The following is a 16,910-nucleotide window of genomic DNA, read 5'->3' as shown; positions in this document are numbered from 1 at the left end:
CGTGCCCAGACGGCCCGTGGTGGCGCTGGTCACCGATGCCATCCACCCGTACAGCTTCGGCGGCAGGGAGATTCGCTACCACGAGCTGTACGCGCACCTCACGCCGCACGCCGACCTCCACGTGTTCACCATGCGCTGGTGGGACGGTCCCCGGATGCGCACCGAGAGCGGCGTCACGTTCCATGCGATCTCCCGGCTGCTGCCGATGTACCGGCACGGTGTCCGATCGACCTGGCAGGCGCTGGTGTTCGCGGTGGCCTGCCTCCGGCTGCTGTGGCATCGGTTCGACGTGCTCAACGTCGACCAGATCCCGTTCCTGCACCTGTTACCGCTGCGCCTGGTCGCCACGCTGCGCCGCAAACCGCTGATCGCGACCTGGCACGAGGTGTGGGGCCCGGAGTACTGGCGCCACAGCATGCGCGCCGGCTGGCGGCCGGCGTGGTGGATCGAGCGGCTGGCGATGCGGGCGCCCGATCGCATCATCGCCGTCTCCCCGGAGACGGCCCGGCGGCTTCGGGCTGAGCTGGGCGAGCGGGCCTCGATCACGATCGCACCCAACGGGGTCGACCTCGACGGGGTGAACCAGGCCGCGCCCCACGAGCAGCGCACCGACCTGGTCGTGGTGAGCAGGCTGATGCGGCACAAGGGCCTGGACCTGCTGCTCGCCGCCATCGCCCGGCTGCGGGAGCGTGGCCGGGCGGTCACCTGCCGGATCATCGGTGACGGTCCGGAACGCGACACGCTGCGCGACCAGGCCGAACGGCTCGGCATCGCGCACGCCGTGGAGTTCCGGCACGACATCAGCGAGCAGAAGGACGTGTATTCGCTGGTCAAGGCGGGCCGGGTGTTCGCCTTCCCGTCCACCAGGGAGGGGTTCGGCATCGCCGTGCTGGAGGCGATCGCTTGCGGCGTGCCGGTGGTGACCACCTCGGCCAGGGACAACCTGGCCCAGCATCTGGTGCGACGCAGCCGACGGGGGATCGTCTGCGACCACACGCTGGACGCGTTCGCCGGAGCCCTGGCCGACGCCCTTGACGCGCCCGTGGAGGACGCGCCGGCGGAGCCGTGGGTCGGCGAGTACGCCCTGAATTCGATCGCCTCGCACGTGGTGAAGGCGATGCTGCCGTGAGGATCCTCTATGTCAGCCCATACCCGCCGGCCCGCGACGGCATCGGGACCTACTCCCATGTGCTCGCCCGCGCCGTGCGTGAACGCGGCCACGAGGTCGCGGTGGTCGCCGCCCGCCGGCATCCCGGCGCGCCCGAGGAGGTCATCGGCGCACTGGGCGGCGGGGTGACACCGCTGCGTGCGGCCGTGGCCCGGTTCCGGCCGGACGTGGTGCACGTGCAGTTCGCGGTGCCCGCGTTCGGCGCCCGTACCCTGGCCGTGGCACGCTGGCTGGCCGGTCCCGGGGTCCCGGTGGTGGCCACGCTGCACGAGGTCAACCGCGACACGGCGCTGCTGCGTGGGCCAGGGAGGGCGCTGTATCGGCACATCGCTCGGGGCTGCGACCGGCTCATCGTGCACACGCGGGGGGCGCGGGACACGCTCGGCGCCCTCGGGCTCGACGACAACGCCACGGTTGTCCCGCACTTCTCCGCACCGCCACCGCCCGCGACCGGCACCGCCGCCGACTTGCGGGCCCGCTTCGGGCTGGGTGACGCCCGCGTGCTGCTGGCCTTCGGCCACATCCACGTCAGCAAGGGGCTCGACGACCTGGTGCGGGCAATGGCGACGCTGCCGCCCGCGACGCTGGGCGCGGTGCGGGTCGTGGTCGCCGGCGCGGTACGGCGGCGGCACGGCCCGTTCCGGGTGTTCGAGGCGCGCGATCACCTGCACAAGGCGATGGTGCGCCGCCTGGCGCGACGGCACGAGCTGAGCAACCGGCTGGTGTTCACCGGGTACGTGCCGGACGGCGACATCGCGGCCTGGTTCGCCGCGGCGGAGGCCGTCGTGCTCCCCTACCGCGACGCCGAGCAGAGCGGGGTGGCCAACCTGGCCCGCGCCTTCGGCGTACCCGTGATCGCGACCACCGCCGGCGGGCTGGCCGAGCTGTTCGAGGGCTCCCCATGGGCGGTCCCCCCTGGCGCCCCTGACCGGCTGGCCGCGGCGATCGCCGACCTCCTCGCGAACGGTCCGGAGGGAGGCGGCGTCGCGCGCACGCCGGACATGGTGCCGGACCCGGGCACACCGGACACGGCGCCGGACCCGGGCACACCGGACATGGTGCCGGACCCGGGCACACCGGGCACCGACCTGAGCACGGTCACGACGCGGACGATCGCCGTGTACGAGGCCGTTCGCAGCCCGCTCCCCCGCATCCCTGGGAACCGTCCTGATGTCCCCTAGCCTTTCCGTCGTCATCTGCTCCTACAACGGCGCGGACCGCCTCGGGCGGACCCTCGACGCGCTGGCGACCCAGACCGCTTATGCCGAACTGGAGATCATCGTCGTCGACGACGCGTCCCTGGACGGGACCGGGGACGTCGCGCGCGGCCACGGGGTCACGGTCATCCGCCACGAGACGAACCGCGGCACGGCGGCGGCACGCGACACCGGCCTGCGGGCCGCGAAGGGGCGGGTCGTCGCCTTCATCGACGACGACTGCGAGCCATGCCCACGCTGGGCCGAGCTGCTGCTCGACGGCTACACCGAGGAGGGCGTCGCCGGGGTGGGCGGCCCGATCGTGCCGGTGGCCGGTGACGGCTTCCTGACGCGGTTCCTCGAACGCAACAACAGGCACGAGCCGCTGGGACTGGAGCTCACCGTCAGCGCGGCGCTGCCGTACCGGTTCTGGTTGTACCTGCGGCGGCAGTGGGCGACGGCCAGGGCGGCCGGCAGGCGGCGGGATGTCTACGCCTTCAGCGGCGGCAACATGTCCTACGAGCGTGAGCGGCTGCTGGCCGTGGGCGGGTTCGACACGAGGTTCCGGTACGCGGCCGAGGAGGAGGACCTGTCCCGCAGGCTCCGACGTGACCGGCCTGGGCGGCTGGTCTTCGTCCCCGACGCGTCGGTCGCGCACCGGTACACACCCACGGTGCGCGGGCTGCTGCGCCGCAGCCTGGCGTACGGGCGGGGCGCCGCGATGCAGTACCTCAAGTGGCCTGTGGTGCGGCCGACGTTGTTCCCGTGGCCGGTGCTCGTCGCGGGACTCGCGCTCGCGGCCGTCCTGTGGCCGGCGCTCGCGGTCGTGCCCGTGCTGCTGCCCCTGCTGCTCTACCCGGTAGGGCTGCGGAACGCGATGGCAGGCAGGATGGAGGCGCTCGCCGACCCGTACCTCCGGATCGCGCAGGAAGCGTGCGAGAATATCGGCTTCCTGCACGGTCTGTGGGCTTTCCGCCGCATGTTCGCCGAGGACAGGACCGGCCGGGGCGGGGGGCAGAGCACGTGACCGTCCGCGAGCAGGACAAGCGCATGGTCCTGTACGGGGCGGCCCTCGTCCTGATCGTCGGGTTGACCCAGGCGCGCCAGCTGTGGGCGGCCCAGCTGTTGCTCGTGCCGCTCCTGCTGATCGTGCCCGGATGCCTGCTGCTGCGCGCGCTGCGGGTGCCGGGCCACCGGGTGGCGGCGTTCCCGTTGTACGTGCCGGCCGCGTCGCTGATCGTGCTCATGCTCTCCGGCCTCGCGGTCACCCTGCTCGTGCCGCTGCTCGACGACGCCGTCCTCGACGCCGTGTTCGGCCCCGGCTCGGACCCTGGGGCGCCGCTCCGGCCCGGGCCGCTGCTCGCCGGGCTCATGCTGGTGTGCCTGGGGCTGTTCCTCGCCGGTGTGCGGGCGCCGCAGGAGACGGCCATCCCGTGGCGGTCTCTGCCCTCCGCCGGGTGGTTGTCGCTGCCGTTGCTGCTGCCGCTGCTCGCCGCGGCGGGGGCGCTGCGGCTCAACCACGGGTACGGCCCCGAGGTGGCGATCGCGGCCGTCGCCGGCTGCGTGCTCGTGCTGGCCGTCGGCGTCGTCCGGGCCGGGCGGCTCGGGTCCGGCCGGCCGGCCGTGCTGCTGTACGCCGTCTCGCTGGCCATGATGTGGTCGTACGCGCTCCGCGGGGACCTGGTCTACGGATTCGACATCGCCTCCGAGTACGCCGTGGCCCAGGAGACGGCGAACTCGGGGATCTGGGTGACCGGCCCGCACCCCGACGCGTACGGGGCGATGCTCAGCATCACCGTCCTGCCCTCCGAGCTGCATGCCCTGACCGGGCTGCCGGTCCTGCTGGTGCTCAAGGTCGTCTATCCGGCGATCTTCGCGATGTTCCCCGTCGGGATCTTCCACCTCGCCAGGCGCTTCCTGCCGGGCCAGTGGGCGTTCGCCGCCGCCGCGTTCGTGACGGCGCAGGGCGCGCTGTCCCAGCAGTTCCCGGCGCTGGCCCGGCAGGAGATCGCCATGCTGCTGTTCGCCGCGCTGTGCGGGGCTCTGCTCGACGCCCGGCTGCGGCACTTCCCCAAGGCGGCGTTGTTCTGCCTGTTCGGGCCGGGCATCGTGGTCTCGCACTACACGACCGCGTACTTCACGGCCGTGATGCTCGGCGGGGCGCTGGTCCTGCAGGCCGTGCTGTGGGCACTGCGGCGGCCGCGGATCGCGCCGCGGGCGGTCGGCGCGGCGCTGCTGCCCGGGCTGCTCGCCGGAATGCTCTGGTACGTTCCGATCACCCGGTCGACGGCCAACATCGGCGAGTTCCGCACCGCGCTGAGCTCTGAGGGCCTGCGGCTGCTGCCCGGCGCCGAGACTGCCGGGACGCTGCTCTCCGCCTACCTGCGGGGCACCGACGTGACGCGCATCCCGACGTATCTCTACGCCAAGCGAGTGGTGCCCAAATACCGTCCGCCCAAGGCCGCCGTGACCCCTGCCACCGACGCGGGCGATCCCCGATGGAGCCTCGGGGACGCGGGGGTGCCCGTCCCCCCGAAGATCGCGCCGGCGGTGAGCGCGTCGCTCGACCTCGGCGTGCTGCTGGTCCAGCAGCTGGCGAACCTGCTCGGCCTGATCGGCGCCCTGGTCATGGCCGTACGCCGCCGCTCGTCGTGGCTGGTCCGGCGGATCGGCGTGCTGGCGGTGCCGATGCTGGGCGCCCTGGTGCTGCTGCGCGTCTCCGGCACCCTCGCCGCCGCGTACAACCAGACCCGTGCCCAGTTGCAGGCGCTGACGCTCGTCACCATCGCCGTGTTCTGGCTGCTGCACCGCGTCTCGGCGGCCAAGTTCCCCGGCCGGCTCCGCCGGACGGTGTACGGGCTGACGGGAGCGGCCGTCGTGGTCACCTTCGCGGCCGGCAGCGGCCTGGACAACGTGCTGCTGGGCGGGGAGCGGGCGACCAACCTCTCGACCCGCGGCGAGGACTGCGAGCGGTTCTGCATGTACGAGGCCGAGCTGGCGGGGGCACGCTGGCTCAAGGAGGCGGCACGCGGCTCGCCCGACCGCCTCTACGCCGACCGGTACGCGCAGCTGCGGTTGTTCGCCGAGCTCGGGCCGGGGCGGCGGATCCAGACCGACATCACCCCCTTGACCCTGGACCAGCGGGCCTGGGTGTACGCGAGCTGGACCAACACCGCCGTCGGCCGGGCCAGGTCGCTGTTCGACAATCAGCTCGCCCTGTACGCGTTCCCGACCGGCTTCATCGAGGCGCACTACGATCTCGTGTACACGAGCGGAGTCACGAAGGTCTTCCACCGATGATCTCTATCGTCATCGTCAGCAAGGACGAGCCCGCCCTGGACAGCACCCTCGACGGCGTCACCCGCGCGGCCGAGTCCGCCGGCCTGCCGTACGAGATCATTGTCGTGGACGCCTCCGAAGGCCGGCTCGACGCCATCGCCGCCGCCCACCCGCACGTGCGGTGGACGGCCTTCAGCCCGCCGCCGGGCGTGCTCGTGACCATCCCGCACCAGCGCAACGCCGGCGTGCGCGCTGCCGAGGGCGAGATCGTCGTGTTCACCGACGCGGGCTGCCTCCCCCAGGGCGACTGGCTGCGCCGCCTGGTGACGCCGATCCTCGACGAGGGCGAGAGCGTCGCGTCGGGGCTGGTCACCGGCCCCGACGGGCATGACAGCCTCTACGACGCCGACGCCCGGCGCCGGGCCGCCGCCCGCTACCTCCCGGAGTGCGGCACCGGCAACCTGGCTGTGCGGCGGGCGGTCTTCGACGAGGTCGCCGGCTTCGACGAGACGTTCGGATACGGCTCCGACGTCGACTTCAGCTGGCGGGTCCAGGACGCCGGGCACCGCATCCGCAGCGCCGGCGAGGCGGTCGTCACCCACGAGTGGGGGGACCGCCGCCGGCAGCTCCGCCGCTCGTACGTCTACGGCAAGGCCCGCGCCCGGCTCTACCTCAAGCACCGGAGCCGCCGGGCGCAGCTGCTGCGCCGGGAGCCGATGGTCCTGGCATATCCCCTCTTCCTGCTCGGCCTGCCGCTGACCCTGTGGTTCCCGCTCTATCCGGCGCTGCTGCTGGTGCCGGCCTGGCGCAACCGGCACAACGGTCCGGTCCGGGTCCTCGCCGACCACCTGGTGTACGGCGCGGGCGTGCTCGCCGAACTCGCCACTTCCCGGGGTCGCGCCGGCCGATGAAGGTGCTGGTCTTTCCCCGTGACAGCAACCCGTACCAGGACCTGCTGTACGGCGGGTTACGCGGGACCGGCGTCCGCGTCCGCTACCTGGGAGAGCTGAGCTCCTCCCACACGCTCAACCTCCTGCTGCTGCCCGCCGAGCTGGCCGTCCGGCGGCTGGCCGGGGCCCGGATCGTGCACCTGCACTGGGTGTGGAAGTTCGCGCTGCCCGGCGGGGCCCGGATGCGGCGGCCGGCGCAGCTGTGGTTCGCCGCCGTCCTCGGCATCATGCGGCTGCTCGGCCTGCGGCTGGTGTGGACCGCGCACAACGTGCTGCCGCACCGGCCGGTCTTCGCCGACGACGCCGCCGCCAGGCGCACCCTGGTACGACACTGCGACCTCGTGATCGCCCACCACTCGGCGGCGCTGGACCGGCTGGCGGCCCTGGGGGCGGTGCCGTCCAGGGCCGCCGTGATCCCGCACGGCCCCTTCCCCGCGCCACCGCTGCCGCCGCCGGGCCGGTCGGGCAAGCCCCGCACGTTCCTGTTCTTCGGGCGGATCGAGCCGTACAAGGGGGTCGAGGACCTCCTCACGGCGTTCTCGGCGCTGCCCCGCGGGCCGGCCGTGCGCCTCGTCATCGCCGGATCCTGCCCGGACACGGCGCTCGCGGCCCGGCTGAAGGCGTCGGCCGCAGGCGACGACCGCATCGACCTGCGGCTCGGGCGGGTACGCGACGAGGACGTCGCCGGGCTGTTCGCGGAGGGCGACGTCGTCGTGCTGCCGTTCCGGGAGATCACCACCAGCGGCAGCGCGCTGCTCGCGCTCGCCCACGGCAGACCGCTGATCGTCCCGGCTCTGCCCATCCTGGCGGGGCTGCCTACCGCCGCCGTGGCCGCCTACCACGGCGGCGTCCCCGGGCTCACAGAGGCCTTACGGGCGGCGGCGGGCTGGGACGAGGCGACGCTGGCGTCGATGTCGGCAGCGGCGCTGGAGCACGCGAACGGCGTCGGCTGGACCGACATAGCTCACGCGACCCGGAACGGCTACGCCACTGTGCTGCGGGATCGAGGCGGGCGGCTGAGAGAGCGTGTGCGCTCGCTGTTACGCAACGTCCTGGTCCGCGGAACCGTCCTGCTGCTGGCGAACACTGTGCTCCTCGCGGCGGGCGGCTTCGCCTTCTTCACGCTGGCGGCGCGCAACTACCCGGTCGAGGCCGTCGGCTGGCTGACCGCCGTGACCGCGAGCGTCAACCTGCTGTCCACCGTCGCCGCCCTCGGCCTGCCCACCACATTGCTGCGCCATCTCGTCAGAGCCGACGACCCGCGCCGGCTCGCTGCGATGGCCGTGACCGCCGTCGGCGCGATCGGCGGCGTGCTCACCCTGCTGTCGCTGCTGATCCTGGCTCCGCTGCTGCCCGGCGGTCCGGAGCTGATCCGGCGACCGGGGACGATCATGCTGATCACTGTCCTGGTGATGGTCACCGCCGTGGGCGGGACGCTGGACGCGGGCCTGGTGGCGGTCCGGGGCACCGCGGCGCTGCTGACCAAGAACCTGGCGGGCACCGTGCTGAAGGTCGGCGCGTTGCTGCCGTTGGTCCCGCTCGGGTTCACCGGCCTGGTCCTCGCCTACGGCGGTGGCACACTGCTCGCCTGCTTGCTCGGCGGGGTGGCGCTGTGGCCGCGGCTGCGCCGCGCCGAAGACCGCGCGCGGCCGGTCGAGCTGCTTCGGCGGTACCTGCCGTTCTCCGCCGCCGGTTATCTGGCGACCGCGCTCGGCATGCTGCCGAGTACCGTGGTGCCACTGGAGGTGCTGGCCATCCGGGGGCCGCAGGCGGCCGCGTACTTCGCGATGGCCTTCCAGGTGGCGGCGTTCCTCAATTACATCCCGTCGACGAGCGCGCAGGTGCTGTTCGCCGAGGCGCAGCGGATCTCGCTGCGCCGGTACCTGCGCAAGGCCGTGGTGGGGATCTACGGCCTGCTCGTCCCCGCCGTCGCGGTGGTCGTGGTCGGCGCGCCGTACATCCTGCGGGTGTTCGGGGAGGGCTACTCGGCGCAGGCGGCGCAGACGCTGCGAATCCTGGGCCTGGCCGCGCTGGTCGGCGCGGGGAACTACCTGGTGGACACAATCCTGATCAGCAGGGACCGCACCGGCGCGTACGTTCTCATGAACGGCGCCAATGCGGCCCTGGTGCTGGGGCTGGTGGCAGCGCTGCTCCCGTACGGGCTGACCGCCGCGGCCCTCGGCTGGACGCTCGCGCAGGGCCTGTCCCTGCTGCTGGGAGCGGGCGTGCTGATCGCCAACTTCGCCGGCGGGCGGCGTTCGGAGGTCAGCGCGGCGGATCGGTAGCGGCGGCGTACACGCGGACGTGGTCCACGATCATCTGCTGCGGGAAGCGGGTCGTCGAGTCGGGCGGGCCGGGCCAGTCGCCGCCGACGGCCAAGTTGAGCAGGAGGTAGTAGGGCACGTCGAAGTCCCAGCCGCCGGGCGGGGCGTCGGCCTTCCGCTCTGTAGCGTAGACCTGCCCGTCGACCAGGAAGGAGATGCGGTCGGGAGTCCAGTCGACGGCGAAGAGGTGGAAGTCGTCGGCGAACCTGCCCCCGTTGGGCAGGCGGTAGGAGTTGAGCTCGTCGTAGCCCTTCTCCCCGTGCAGGTTGCCGTGGATGGTGTCCGGCTCGTGCCCGAGGTGCTCCATGATGTCGATCTCCCCGCGCCCGCTCCCCTGGGGAGAGCGCCGCGCCCAGAAGGCCGGCCACATGCCCTGACCCGTGGGTAATTTGATGCGGGCCTCGATCCGCCCGTAGCGCTGGACGAACTTCCCCGCCGTGAACAATCGGGCGGAGGTGGCCGCGCACACGCGGGGGCTGCAGTCGTAGGCGCCCGCGTCGTCGGACCGGGCGGTGATGACCAGCCGCCCCTGACCGTCCACGACCGCGTTGCGTGGCGTGTAGTACTCCAGCTCGTTGTTGTAGCCGAGATGGTCGTCGACCAGATTCCACTTCACCGGATCCGGCGGCCCGGCGGGCCCGTCGAACTCGTCCGCCCAGACCAGCCGCCACCCCGCCGGCGCCTTTGCCGGCGTCGGCTCGGGTTCACGCCCGGTCACCACGTAGAGCGTGGCCGCGACCGCGAACGTGAACGTGAGGACCAACGCCCCGGCCACCCACCAGCCCGTTCGATCACGGCCGGGCACCGCCCTGGCAGTGTGAGGTGAACCGCCGGCGCCTCGCGCTTGCCGGTGGCGCGCACCTTGGCGGGGATCCTGGTGCCATGCGCGGTCATCGGACACGGACCTCTACCCTCCCGACGGCATGCTGTGCCATCGTACGACGCTTCTCGGGCCGGAAGGCGGGCATATGGGGCGCCGCGCACATGCGGCAGGCGGCCAGGCCACGTGCCGTGGAGGTCTAGAGCGTGCGATCCCGGGCAGTTCCAGGTCTTTCACGGACTTTCGGGAGAACTCATGAGCGAGGCTACGACCATGGCTCGCCGGGCGGCGGACAGCCCGGCCATGGAGAAGCTTGCGCGGGTCGGCCTGGTCTGCCGTGGCGTGCTCTACGGGCTGATCGGCGTGCTGGCGGTTCAGATCGCGCTGGGTCACGGCGGCCGGGAGGCGGACAAGAACGGGGCGATCTCCACGGTCGCCGACCTGCCGTTCGGGGCCGTGCTCCTGTGGGTCATGACCGTCGGTTTCGCCGGGCTGACCCTGTGGCAGGCGTCCGAAGCGATCTTCGGGCACGGCAAGGTCCTGGACCGGGTGGAGGCGGGCAGCCGGGTGGTGGTGTACGCGTTCGTGTGCACCGCGCTGCTGACCCTGCTGCTGAGCGGCAAGAGCCAGTCCGATGACAAGAGATCCCACGACCTGACGGCCAAGCTGCTCGATCTGCCCGCCGGACAGCTGATCGTGGGCGCGATCGGGCTCGGCATCGTCGCGCTCGGCGCCTACTGGGTGTGGTACGGCGTCAAGAAGAAGTTCCGCAAGGAGCTGCGGCCGATGCCGCCCAGGGCGGGCAAGGTGATGGACCGGCTCGGGCTCGCCGGCTACCTGGCGCGCGGGGTGATCGCGGGGCTGGCCGGGATCTTCGTGGTCCAGGCGGCCGTCACGTTCGACCCGGACAAGGCCGGGGGCATCGACGCGACGCTCAGGGCGTTCGCGGACACCCCAGTGGGTCCGTGGCTGCTGGTGGTCGTGGCGCTCGGGCTGGTGCTGTTCGCCGGGTACTGCTTCGGAGAGGCGCGCTGGCGGCGTACATGAGACTCGACGACTGGTTCCTCACCGCCGAGGAGCGCGGCAACGGCTCCACCGAGCGGGCGCCCTGGACGGAGGGAAACCTGGTGCGCCCCCTCATCCACGGCTCGACCTACTTCGGCGAGCTCAGCGCGTGCCTGGCCGGCCTCGGCAAGGACGACCTGCTGCTGTTCGCCGACTGGCGCGGCGACCCCGACGAGCGGCTCACGCCGGACGGTCCCGCGGTGGCGGCCGCGCTGGCGGGCGCGGCCGAGAGGGGCGCGCTGGTCAGGGGCCTCATCTGGCGTTCCCACCTGGACTTCCTGCGCTTCAGCTCGGCCGAGAACCGGCACCTCGGCGAGGACATCGAGGGGGCGGGCGGTCAGGCGCTGCTCGACACCCGGGTCCGGCGCGGCGGCTCGCACCACCAGAAGTTCGTCGTCCTGCGGCATGACCGCGATCCCGGCAGGGACGTGGCGTTCGTCGGCGGCATCGACCTGTGCCACAGCCGCCGCGACGACGCCGAGCATCTGGGCGATCCGCAGGCGGCGCCGATGCCCGACTGCTACGGCGAGCGGCCTCCGTGGCACGACGCCCAGGTGGCGATCAGCGGCCCGGCCGTGGCCGAGGTGGAGAAGGTCTTCTGCGAGCGCTGGGAGGATCCGGCGCCCGAGACCCGCCAGCCGTTCAGGCGGCTGCGCGACCGCCTGTCCCGCATGGCCGACGTGCCGCCGCTGCCGAAGCCGGGGCCGCCGCCGCGGCCCGCCGGCCGGCATGCCGTGCAGCTGCTGACCACGTATCCGCACCTGCCCCGCGCGCTTCCGTTCGCGCCGGAGGGCGAGCGGAGCGTGGCCAGGGCGTACCACAAGGTGCTGGGGCGGGCGCGGTCGCTGGTCTACCTGGAGGACCAGTACCTCTGGTCCACGGAGGTGATCGAGCCGTTCGCCCGGGCGCTGGAGCGCGAGCCGGAGCTCCACATGATCATCGTGGTGCCGCGCCATCCCGACCAGGACGGCTGGCTGGCCGGCCCGGCCAGCCTGATCGGCAGGGCTGAGGCGCTGTCCAGGCTGATGCGGGCCGGTGACGGGCGGGTCGCGATCTACGACCTGGAGAACCACCGGGGCACACCGGTGTACGTGCACGCCAAGGTCTGCGTGGTCGACGACGTGTGGGCGTCCGTCGGCTCGGACAACGTCAACCTGCGCTCGTGGACGTACGACTCCGAGCTGAGCTGCGCCGTGATCGACGAGGAGCCCGATCCGCGCCCGCCCGCCGGGGCACGCAGGTTCGCCAGGGACCTCCGGCTGGAGCTCGCCGCCGAGCACCTGGACCGCGACCCCGGCGACGACCTGGCCGATCTGTGCGACCCCAAGAGCGCGTTCGAGGCGTTCGCCGAGTCGGCCGCGAGGCTGGAGGCCTGGCACCGCGGCGGCTGCCGGGGCCCGCGCCCGCCCGGCCGGCTGCGCCCGCACCCGCGCCCGGAGCTCGGCCGCATCCGCCGGGCGATGGCGCTGCCGCTCTACCGGATGGTCGTCGACCCGGACGGGCGCCCGCCCCGGTTACGCCGATCGAACGAGTTCTGAGCGCGAGGTCGTCCGGGCCGGCTGCCTCAGTATCGCCCGGGCGGCCGTCACGACGCAGACGACCCCGAGCAGCAGCCCCCAGCTGACATCGGTGAGGAAGTGCATGCCGCGGTACAGGCGGGAGAAGGCGACCGTGAGCGGCGCGGCGATCCCCAGCACCCAGATCAGCACCTGGAGCGCCCGGTTGCGGACGTGCGTGGTCAGGACGAGCGCGACCCCGCAGTAGAAGCCGACGGCGGCGCTGACGTGTCCCGACGGGAAGCTGGAGGTGGGCGGGGCGGGGTCGAGGTGCTGTACGGGAGGCCGGTGCCGCCCGACGGCCTCGGTGACGGCCAGGAAGACGAGCGACTGGCTCCAGACGGCCGCGACCAGGAAGACCGATTCGAGCCAGCGCTTGTACACGAGTCTGAAGACGATCGCGGCGATCGCGGTCAGCGCCACGATGTAGGGCGTGTCCGACAGGCTGCTGCCGAAGTCGGTGAGCGTGTTCCACAACGAGGTGCGGTCGGCGGCCAGCGACCGACTCACCGCCGCCTCCCCGGTGGGCACGGCGAGGATCAGCCTCCCCACGCCGTACGTGACCCCGCCCAGCAGCAGCAGCGGTAACAAGAGCGTCAACGCGTAGTACTTCACCAGCTCAGTCCTGGACATGCGTCACCCTCACCGACTCGGGTTCGACTCCTTCGGCCAGCGGCGCGGCGGGCCTGCGGCCCTCGCCCCGTCGCCACGTCTCAAATCCCGCCACGGTGGCGGCGATCACCGCCGCCCCCAGCACGATCCCCGCGACCACGTCGCTCACCCAGTGCACGCCCAGCGCGATCCTGGTGTAGCCGACCGACAGCACGACGAACGAGGCGAGCGCCCAGGCCACGTACCTTCCCCATCGGGGCAGCGTGGGCAGCAGCAGCAGGACGATCACGCCCGCGCCGAGCGTCACGTTGACCGCGTGGCCCGAGGGGAAGGAATCGCCCGGCGCGAGCGCGACGGGGTCGGGCAGATGCGGCCTGGCTCGGGCGACGATGATCTTGAGGGCGAGGCCGAGCAGCCCGCCCACGGTTATGGTGGTGACCGCCCAGACGGCCAGCCGCGGCGCTCCCTTGTACAGCAGCCAGGCGGCGTACGCGATGACCGCGATCCGCCACGGCCACGGCCCGAACAGGTCCGTCCACACGATGAGCAGCCGCGTCACATCGGGGTGGGCCAGTGCGTACCGGTGCAGTTCGTCGGCGACGTGCGCGTCCAGCCCGTTGACCGGCATCTTCGCCACGACCAGCAGCAGGCTGAACGGGATCATGATCAGCGCCACCGCCAGGGAGGCTATCGCCAGCCGCAGCCCCAGCCGCCTTTCCTCGTTGCGCATTCCATGCTCGGTACCCGAGAAGGAGGAGTTGATTCCTCGGTCTGAACGGCGGCGCCGAGGGTAGCCCGGAGCGCATGTCCCCCACTGTGGCGGTCGTCGCGCACCGCAAGAAGACTCTCGGCGCAGGTCTGGACCGGTTACGTGTGCTCATCACCGAGCAGGACGTGGGCGATCTCCTCTGGTACGAGGTCGGCAAGAGCAAAAAGGCGCCCAAGAAGGTCCGCCAGGCGCTCAAGGAGGGCGCCGAGCTGGTGTTCGTCTGGGGCGGCGACGGCATGGTGCAGCGCTGCGCCGACGTGCTGGCCGGCTCCGGCGTGCCGATGGCCATCCTCCCGGCGGGCACCGGCAACCTGTTCGCCACGAACGTGGGCATCCCCGTCGACCTCGAGGAGGCCGTGCGGATCGGCTTCCACGGCCGCCGGGAGCGGCTGGACCTGGGCCTGCTGAACGGCGAGCACTTCGCGGTGATGGCCGGGGCGGGGTTCGAGGCCGAGATGATCGCCGACGTCGACGGGCAGGCCAAGCAGCGCCTCGGCAAGCTGAGCTACGTCAAGGCGGCCGTCCGGCACGTCGGCGGGCCGCTGGTGCCGATGAAGATCAAGATCGACGGCGCGACCTGGTTCGAGGGAGAGGCGAGCTGCCTGCTCCTGGGCAACGTGAGCACGATCGCCGGCGGCATCGAGGCGTTCGACGACGCCCGGCCGGACGACGGCTGGCTGGAGGTCGGCGTCTCCACCGCCAAGGGCCCGATCCAGTGGGGACGGGTGCTCGGCAGGATGTCCGCGGGACGCTCCGACGAATCCCCGCTCGTCCGGATCTCCCGCGCCAGGAAGGTGTCCGCCCGGTTCGGCGCTCCGGTGACGTACGAGCTGGACGGCGGAGATCGCGGGCGCACGAGCCGGCTCAAGGCCAAGGTGGTCCCGGGCGGGCTCACGGTCTGCCTTCCACCGGACGCTCCCCCGTGAACCCGCGGAACGCCGGCTTGGCGCGGTGTTCCAGGAGAAGCAGCGCGATGTCGTCGGCGTGCTGGCTGGTGTGCGGGGCGTGGTCGAGGAGCGTCCTGCCGAGCTGCTCGAGGCTCGGGGAGCCGTAGACCAGGTGGCCGGCCAGGTTGGCGATGGCGTGGTCCAGGTCGGCGCCGGGCGTCTCGACGAGGCCGTCGGTGTACAGGGCGAGCAGGGCCCCAGGGGGGAAGGGCACCTGAAGCGTGGAGTACTCGGCGTCGGGGTCGACGCCGAGCAGCAGGCCGGCCGGCACGTCGATGATCTCGGAGGGCATGTTGGGCGGCCGCAGCAGCGGCGGGGGGTGCCCGGCGCTGGCCGCGCGGAGCGTGCGCAGCTGCAGATCGACGTAGACGAGCAGGCAGCTGGTGAACAGCTCGGTGTCCACGTCGATGAGCAGGCGGTTGGTGTGCTTGAGCACGTCGCCGGGGCTGGCGCCGGCGACCGCGTTGGCGTGGATGGCGGTGCGCACCTGTCCCATGAGGGCGGCCGCCGTCATGTTGTGGCCTTGCACGTCGCCGATGACCGCGGCGGCCGAGGTGTCGGTGAGGCGGATCAGGTCGTAGAAGTCGCCGCCGATGCCGACGCCGCGGGTGGCGGGCACGTACCAGGCGGCCACACCGAGGCCGGGGATCTCGGGCAGGCTCCGCGGGAGCAGGGCCTTCTGCAGGGAGTGGGCGAGCCGGTCCTTGCTGTCGTAGCGCAGGGCCCGGTCCAGGGCGTGGGCGACCAGTCCCGCCAGGGCGGTGAAGGTGGCGCGCTCCTCGACGGTGAACGGGTGGGGCTCGTCGAAGGCGAGCAGGCAGATGCCGACGCCCTCCTTGTCGACCTCCAGCGGCAGGCACGCCCAGGCGGCCATCCCGTCGCACTCCTCGGCCTGCGGGTATCTCCGGCGCAGCTCCTTCACGTCGGCGAAGAACGCCGGCTCGCCGGTCCGCGCGACGTCGCCGGCGGGCGTGCCGGAGGCGATGGGCAGGCCGTCGAGCCGTTCGAGGGCCTTCGCGCCGTAGCCGCGGGAGCCGATGACCCGCATCCGGCCGCCCTCGGCTATCAGGATCGCCATGGCCTTGACCTTGAACACCGGCATGACATGGTCGGCGGCCAGATCGATGATCTCCGGCACGCTCAGCGCCCGGGTGAGCGCCACCGCCAGCGGGAGGAAGCTGTAGAAGACCTCCGCCCGGGTGCGGGCCTCCCGGCCGGATTCGGGCTCGGTCACGTGGGCGGGGGCCTGCTGGCCCGCGTCGAGGAGCACGGCCCGCAAGCTGATGCCGTACGGATCCGGATACATGCGGAACTCCATCAGGCGGCCGTCGGGACATCGGGCCACGCATGAGGTCGTCCGCTGGCTGACCACGGCGCCGCGGCAGCGGTCCTCGAAGAGGGGATCCTTCAGCCAGGGCGCCACTTCCCACAACGGCCTGCCCAGCAGGGTCGTCACATCGCCGTCGAAGAGCTCGGCCGCCGCGGCGCTGGCGAACGTGATGCGGCCCTCCAGATCCAGGGTGAGACAGCCCACGTGGAGCTGATCGAGGTAGCCGCAGACGGCCGACTCGGGAGGCCGTTCGGGCGTCCGGCGCGGCGCCGGCGTCAGGACGCGTGGTTCGCCGGCGCGGTCCGGCGCGCGCTCGTCCTGCTGCTGGAGGATGGCGGCGATCTTGTCACAGGCCAAGGTGAGGGTCTGCCTCTCATGCGGGGCCAGCTCGCAGGCGTGCGAGTCCGGCCAGATCAGCACGAAAACGCCCCGCAGGCGTGAGCCGGTCGTGATGGGAGCGGCGGCTATGGCGAAGGGGTACGGCGCGGCGAGCGCGGTCGCCGGGAAGCGCCGGGCGAGATCTTCGTGGTCGGCCACCCAGACCAGCCGGCGTTCGCGGGCGGCGGACGCCACCGGGGCGCCGGCGTTCATCCTGACCCTTGTCCAGGGCTTGACGAGCTGGGCCGGCAGGCCGACCTCCACGTCCATGACGAGGACGGGTTCGGTTTCCGACAGGAGGTAGACGACGCCGATATGGGCGCCGGACTCGCGTACCGCCTGGCGGAGCACCTCATCCGCCTCGGTCCCCTGCCGTGGCGCCGGATACTCCGCTCCACCCTGCGACAACGGTGCCGCATGCGAAGAAAAACCCATATAACGACCGTAAGAGGGCCGCGCCTGAGGCAAGAGTCCCCATTGCCAGATCCTGGCCGCCAACTGGGTGGAAAATGGGCG

Annotated in this window: 13 protein-coding genes; 9 read left to right on the top strand and 4 right to left on the bottom strand. The window is 72.4% G+C overall.

Going from position 1 to position 16,910, the window contains the following annotated elements:
• Position 1: 1 nt before the first annotated feature.
• The 6 genes from AB0H84_RS39655 to AB0H84_RS39630 are packed head-to-tail and all read left to right on the top strand — an operon-like array spanning position 2 to position 8,878.
• Positions 2 to 1,129, top strand: coding sequence for a glycosyltransferase (locus AB0H84_RS39655; protein ID WP_357616613.1), 1,128 nt, complete (start codon positions 2 to 4; stop codon positions 1,127 to 1,129).
• Positions 1,126 to 2,349: a glycosyltransferase gene (locus tag AB0H84_RS39650; protein WP_357616611.1), complete on the top strand. Its 1,224-nt coding sequence runs from the start codon at positions 1,126 to 1,128 to the stop codon at positions 2,347 to 2,349. Before AB0H84_RS39655 ends, AB0H84_RS39650 begins: the two co-directional genes overlap by 4 nt.
• Complete coding sequence (locus tag AB0H84_RS39645; protein WP_357616608.1) at positions 2,339 to 3,391, top strand: glycosyltransferase family 2 protein; 1,053 nt, start codon at positions 2,339 to 2,341, stop codon at positions 3,389 to 3,391. Before AB0H84_RS39650 ends, AB0H84_RS39645 begins: the two co-directional genes overlap by 11 nt.
• Positions 3,388 to 5,664, top strand: coding sequence for a hypothetical protein (locus tag AB0H84_RS39640; protein ID WP_357616605.1), 2,277 nt, complete (start codon positions 3,388 to 3,390; stop codon positions 5,662 to 5,664). The genes AB0H84_RS39645 and AB0H84_RS39640 overlap by 4 nt, the downstream gene beginning before the upstream one ends.
• Positions 5,661 to 6,554 carry a glycosyltransferase gene (locus AB0H84_RS39635; RefSeq protein ID WP_357616603.1) on the top strand — a complete coding sequence of 298 codons (894 nt, stop codon included), beginning with the start codon at positions 5,661 to 5,663 and terminating at the stop codon, positions 6,552 to 6,554. Before AB0H84_RS39640 ends, AB0H84_RS39635 begins: the two co-directional genes overlap by 4 nt.
• Positions 6,551 to 8,878: a glycosyltransferase gene (locus AB0H84_RS39630; protein WP_357616600.1), complete on the top strand. Its 2,328-nt coding sequence runs from the start codon at positions 6,551 to 6,553 to the stop codon at positions 8,876 to 8,878. Before AB0H84_RS39635 ends, AB0H84_RS39630 begins: the two co-directional genes overlap by 4 nt.
• Here the strand turns inward: AB0H84_RS39630 and AB0H84_RS39625 are convergent.
• Entirely contained in the window at positions 8,859 to 9,692 is an 834-nt protein-coding gene (locus AB0H84_RS39625; protein ID WP_357616597.1) for a glycoside hydrolase family 16 protein, read from the bottom strand. The two genes, AB0H84_RS39630 and AB0H84_RS39625, sit on opposite strands and share 20 nt — an antisense overlap.
• 300 nt (positions 9,693 to 9,992) lie before the next feature.
• Here AB0H84_RS39625 and AB0H84_RS39620 point away from each other — a divergent pair, with 300 nt between their 5' ends.
• Both AB0H84_RS39620 and AB0H84_RS39615 read left to right on the top strand, forming a co-directional pair.
• Positions 9,993 to 10,784: a DUF1206 domain-containing protein gene (locus AB0H84_RS39620; protein WP_357616594.1), complete on the top strand. Its 792-nt coding sequence runs from the start codon at positions 9,993 to 9,995 to the stop codon at positions 10,782 to 10,784.
• Entirely contained in the window at positions 10,781 to 12,340 is a 1,560-nt protein-coding gene (locus tag AB0H84_RS39615; RefSeq protein WP_357616591.1) for a phospholipase D-like domain-containing protein, read from the top strand. The genes AB0H84_RS39620 and AB0H84_RS39615 overlap by 4 nt, the downstream gene beginning before the upstream one ends.
• Here the strand turns inward: AB0H84_RS39615 and AB0H84_RS39610 are convergent.
• Complete coding sequence (locus AB0H84_RS39610) at positions 12,317 to 12,991, bottom strand: phosphatase PAP2 family protein (RefSeq protein ID WP_357616588.1); 675 nt, start codon at positions 12,989 to 12,991, stop codon at positions 12,317 to 12,319. The two genes, AB0H84_RS39615 and AB0H84_RS39610, sit on opposite strands and share 24 nt — an antisense overlap.
• The gene (locus AB0H84_RS39605; RefSeq protein WP_357616585.1) at positions 12,978 to 13,700 is read right to left on the bottom strand and encodes a phosphatase PAP2 family protein; all 723 of its coding nucleotides are present in this window, start codon (positions 13,698 to 13,700) and stop codon (positions 12,978 to 12,980) included. Before AB0H84_RS39605 ends, AB0H84_RS39610 begins: the two co-directional genes overlap by 14 nt.
• 74 nt (positions 13,701 to 13,774) lie before the next feature.
• Between AB0H84_RS39605 and AB0H84_RS39600 the strand changes: the two genes are divergently transcribed.
• Positions 13,775 to 14,665 (top strand): diacylglycerol kinase family protein, encoded by an 891-nt coding sequence (locus AB0H84_RS39600; RefSeq protein WP_357616582.1) that lies wholly within the window; start codon positions 13,775 to 13,777, stop codon positions 14,663 to 14,665.
• Here AB0H84_RS39600 and AB0H84_RS39595 read toward each other — a convergent pair.
• Positions 14,631 to 16,745: a SpoIIE family protein phosphatase gene (locus AB0H84_RS39595; RefSeq protein WP_357616579.1), complete on the bottom strand. Its 2,115-nt coding sequence runs from the start codon at positions 16,743 to 16,745 to the stop codon at positions 14,631 to 14,633. The genes AB0H84_RS39600 and AB0H84_RS39595 overlap by 35 nt on opposite strands.
• Positions 16,746 to 16,910: the final 165 nt, after the last annotated feature.

This window comes from Nonomuraea sp. NPDC050786 (assembly GCF_040654115.1).
In the GTDB taxonomy this organism is placed as follows: Bacteria; Actinomycetota; Actinomycetes; order Streptosporangiales; family Streptosporangiaceae; genus Nonomuraea.
This window is presented reverse-complemented; position numbering and strand designations above follow the sequence as displayed.

What these genes read in the sequence shown, in the direction of transcription:
- AB0H84_RS39645 (WP_357616608.1), top strand. Translation starts at nt 2,339, where the DNA reads ATGTCCCCTAGCCTTTCCGTCGTCATCTGCTCCTACAACGGCGCGGAC.
- AB0H84_RS39635 (WP_357616603.1), top strand. Translation starts at nt 5,661, where the DNA reads ATGATCTCTATCGTCATCGTCAGCAAGGACGAGCCCGCCCTGGACAGC.
- AB0H84_RS39630 (WP_357616600.1), top strand. Translation starts at nt 6,551, where the DNA reads ATGAAGGTGCTGGTCTTTCCCCGTGACAGCAACCCGTACCAGGACCTG.
- AB0H84_RS39620 (WP_357616594.1), top strand. Translation starts at nt 9,993, where the DNA reads ATGAGCGAGGCTACGACCATGGCTCGCCGGGCGGCGGACAGCCCGGCC.
- AB0H84_RS39615 (WP_357616591.1), top strand. Translation starts at nt 10,781, where the DNA reads ATGAGACTCGACGACTGGTTCCTCACCGCCGAGGAGCGCGGCAACGGC.
- AB0H84_RS39610 (WP_357616588.1), bottom strand. Translation starts at nt 12,991, where the DNA reads ATGTCCAGGACTGAGCTGGTGAAGTACTACGCGTTGACGCTCTTGTTA.
- AB0H84_RS39605 (WP_357616585.1), bottom strand. Translation starts at nt 13,700, where the DNA reads ATGCGCAACGAGGAAAGGCGGCTGGGGCTGCGGCTGGCGATAGCCTCC.
- AB0H84_RS39600 (WP_357616582.1), top strand. Translation starts at nt 13,775, where the DNA reads ATGTCCCCCACTGTGGCGGTCGTCGCGCACCGCAAGAAGACTCTCGGC.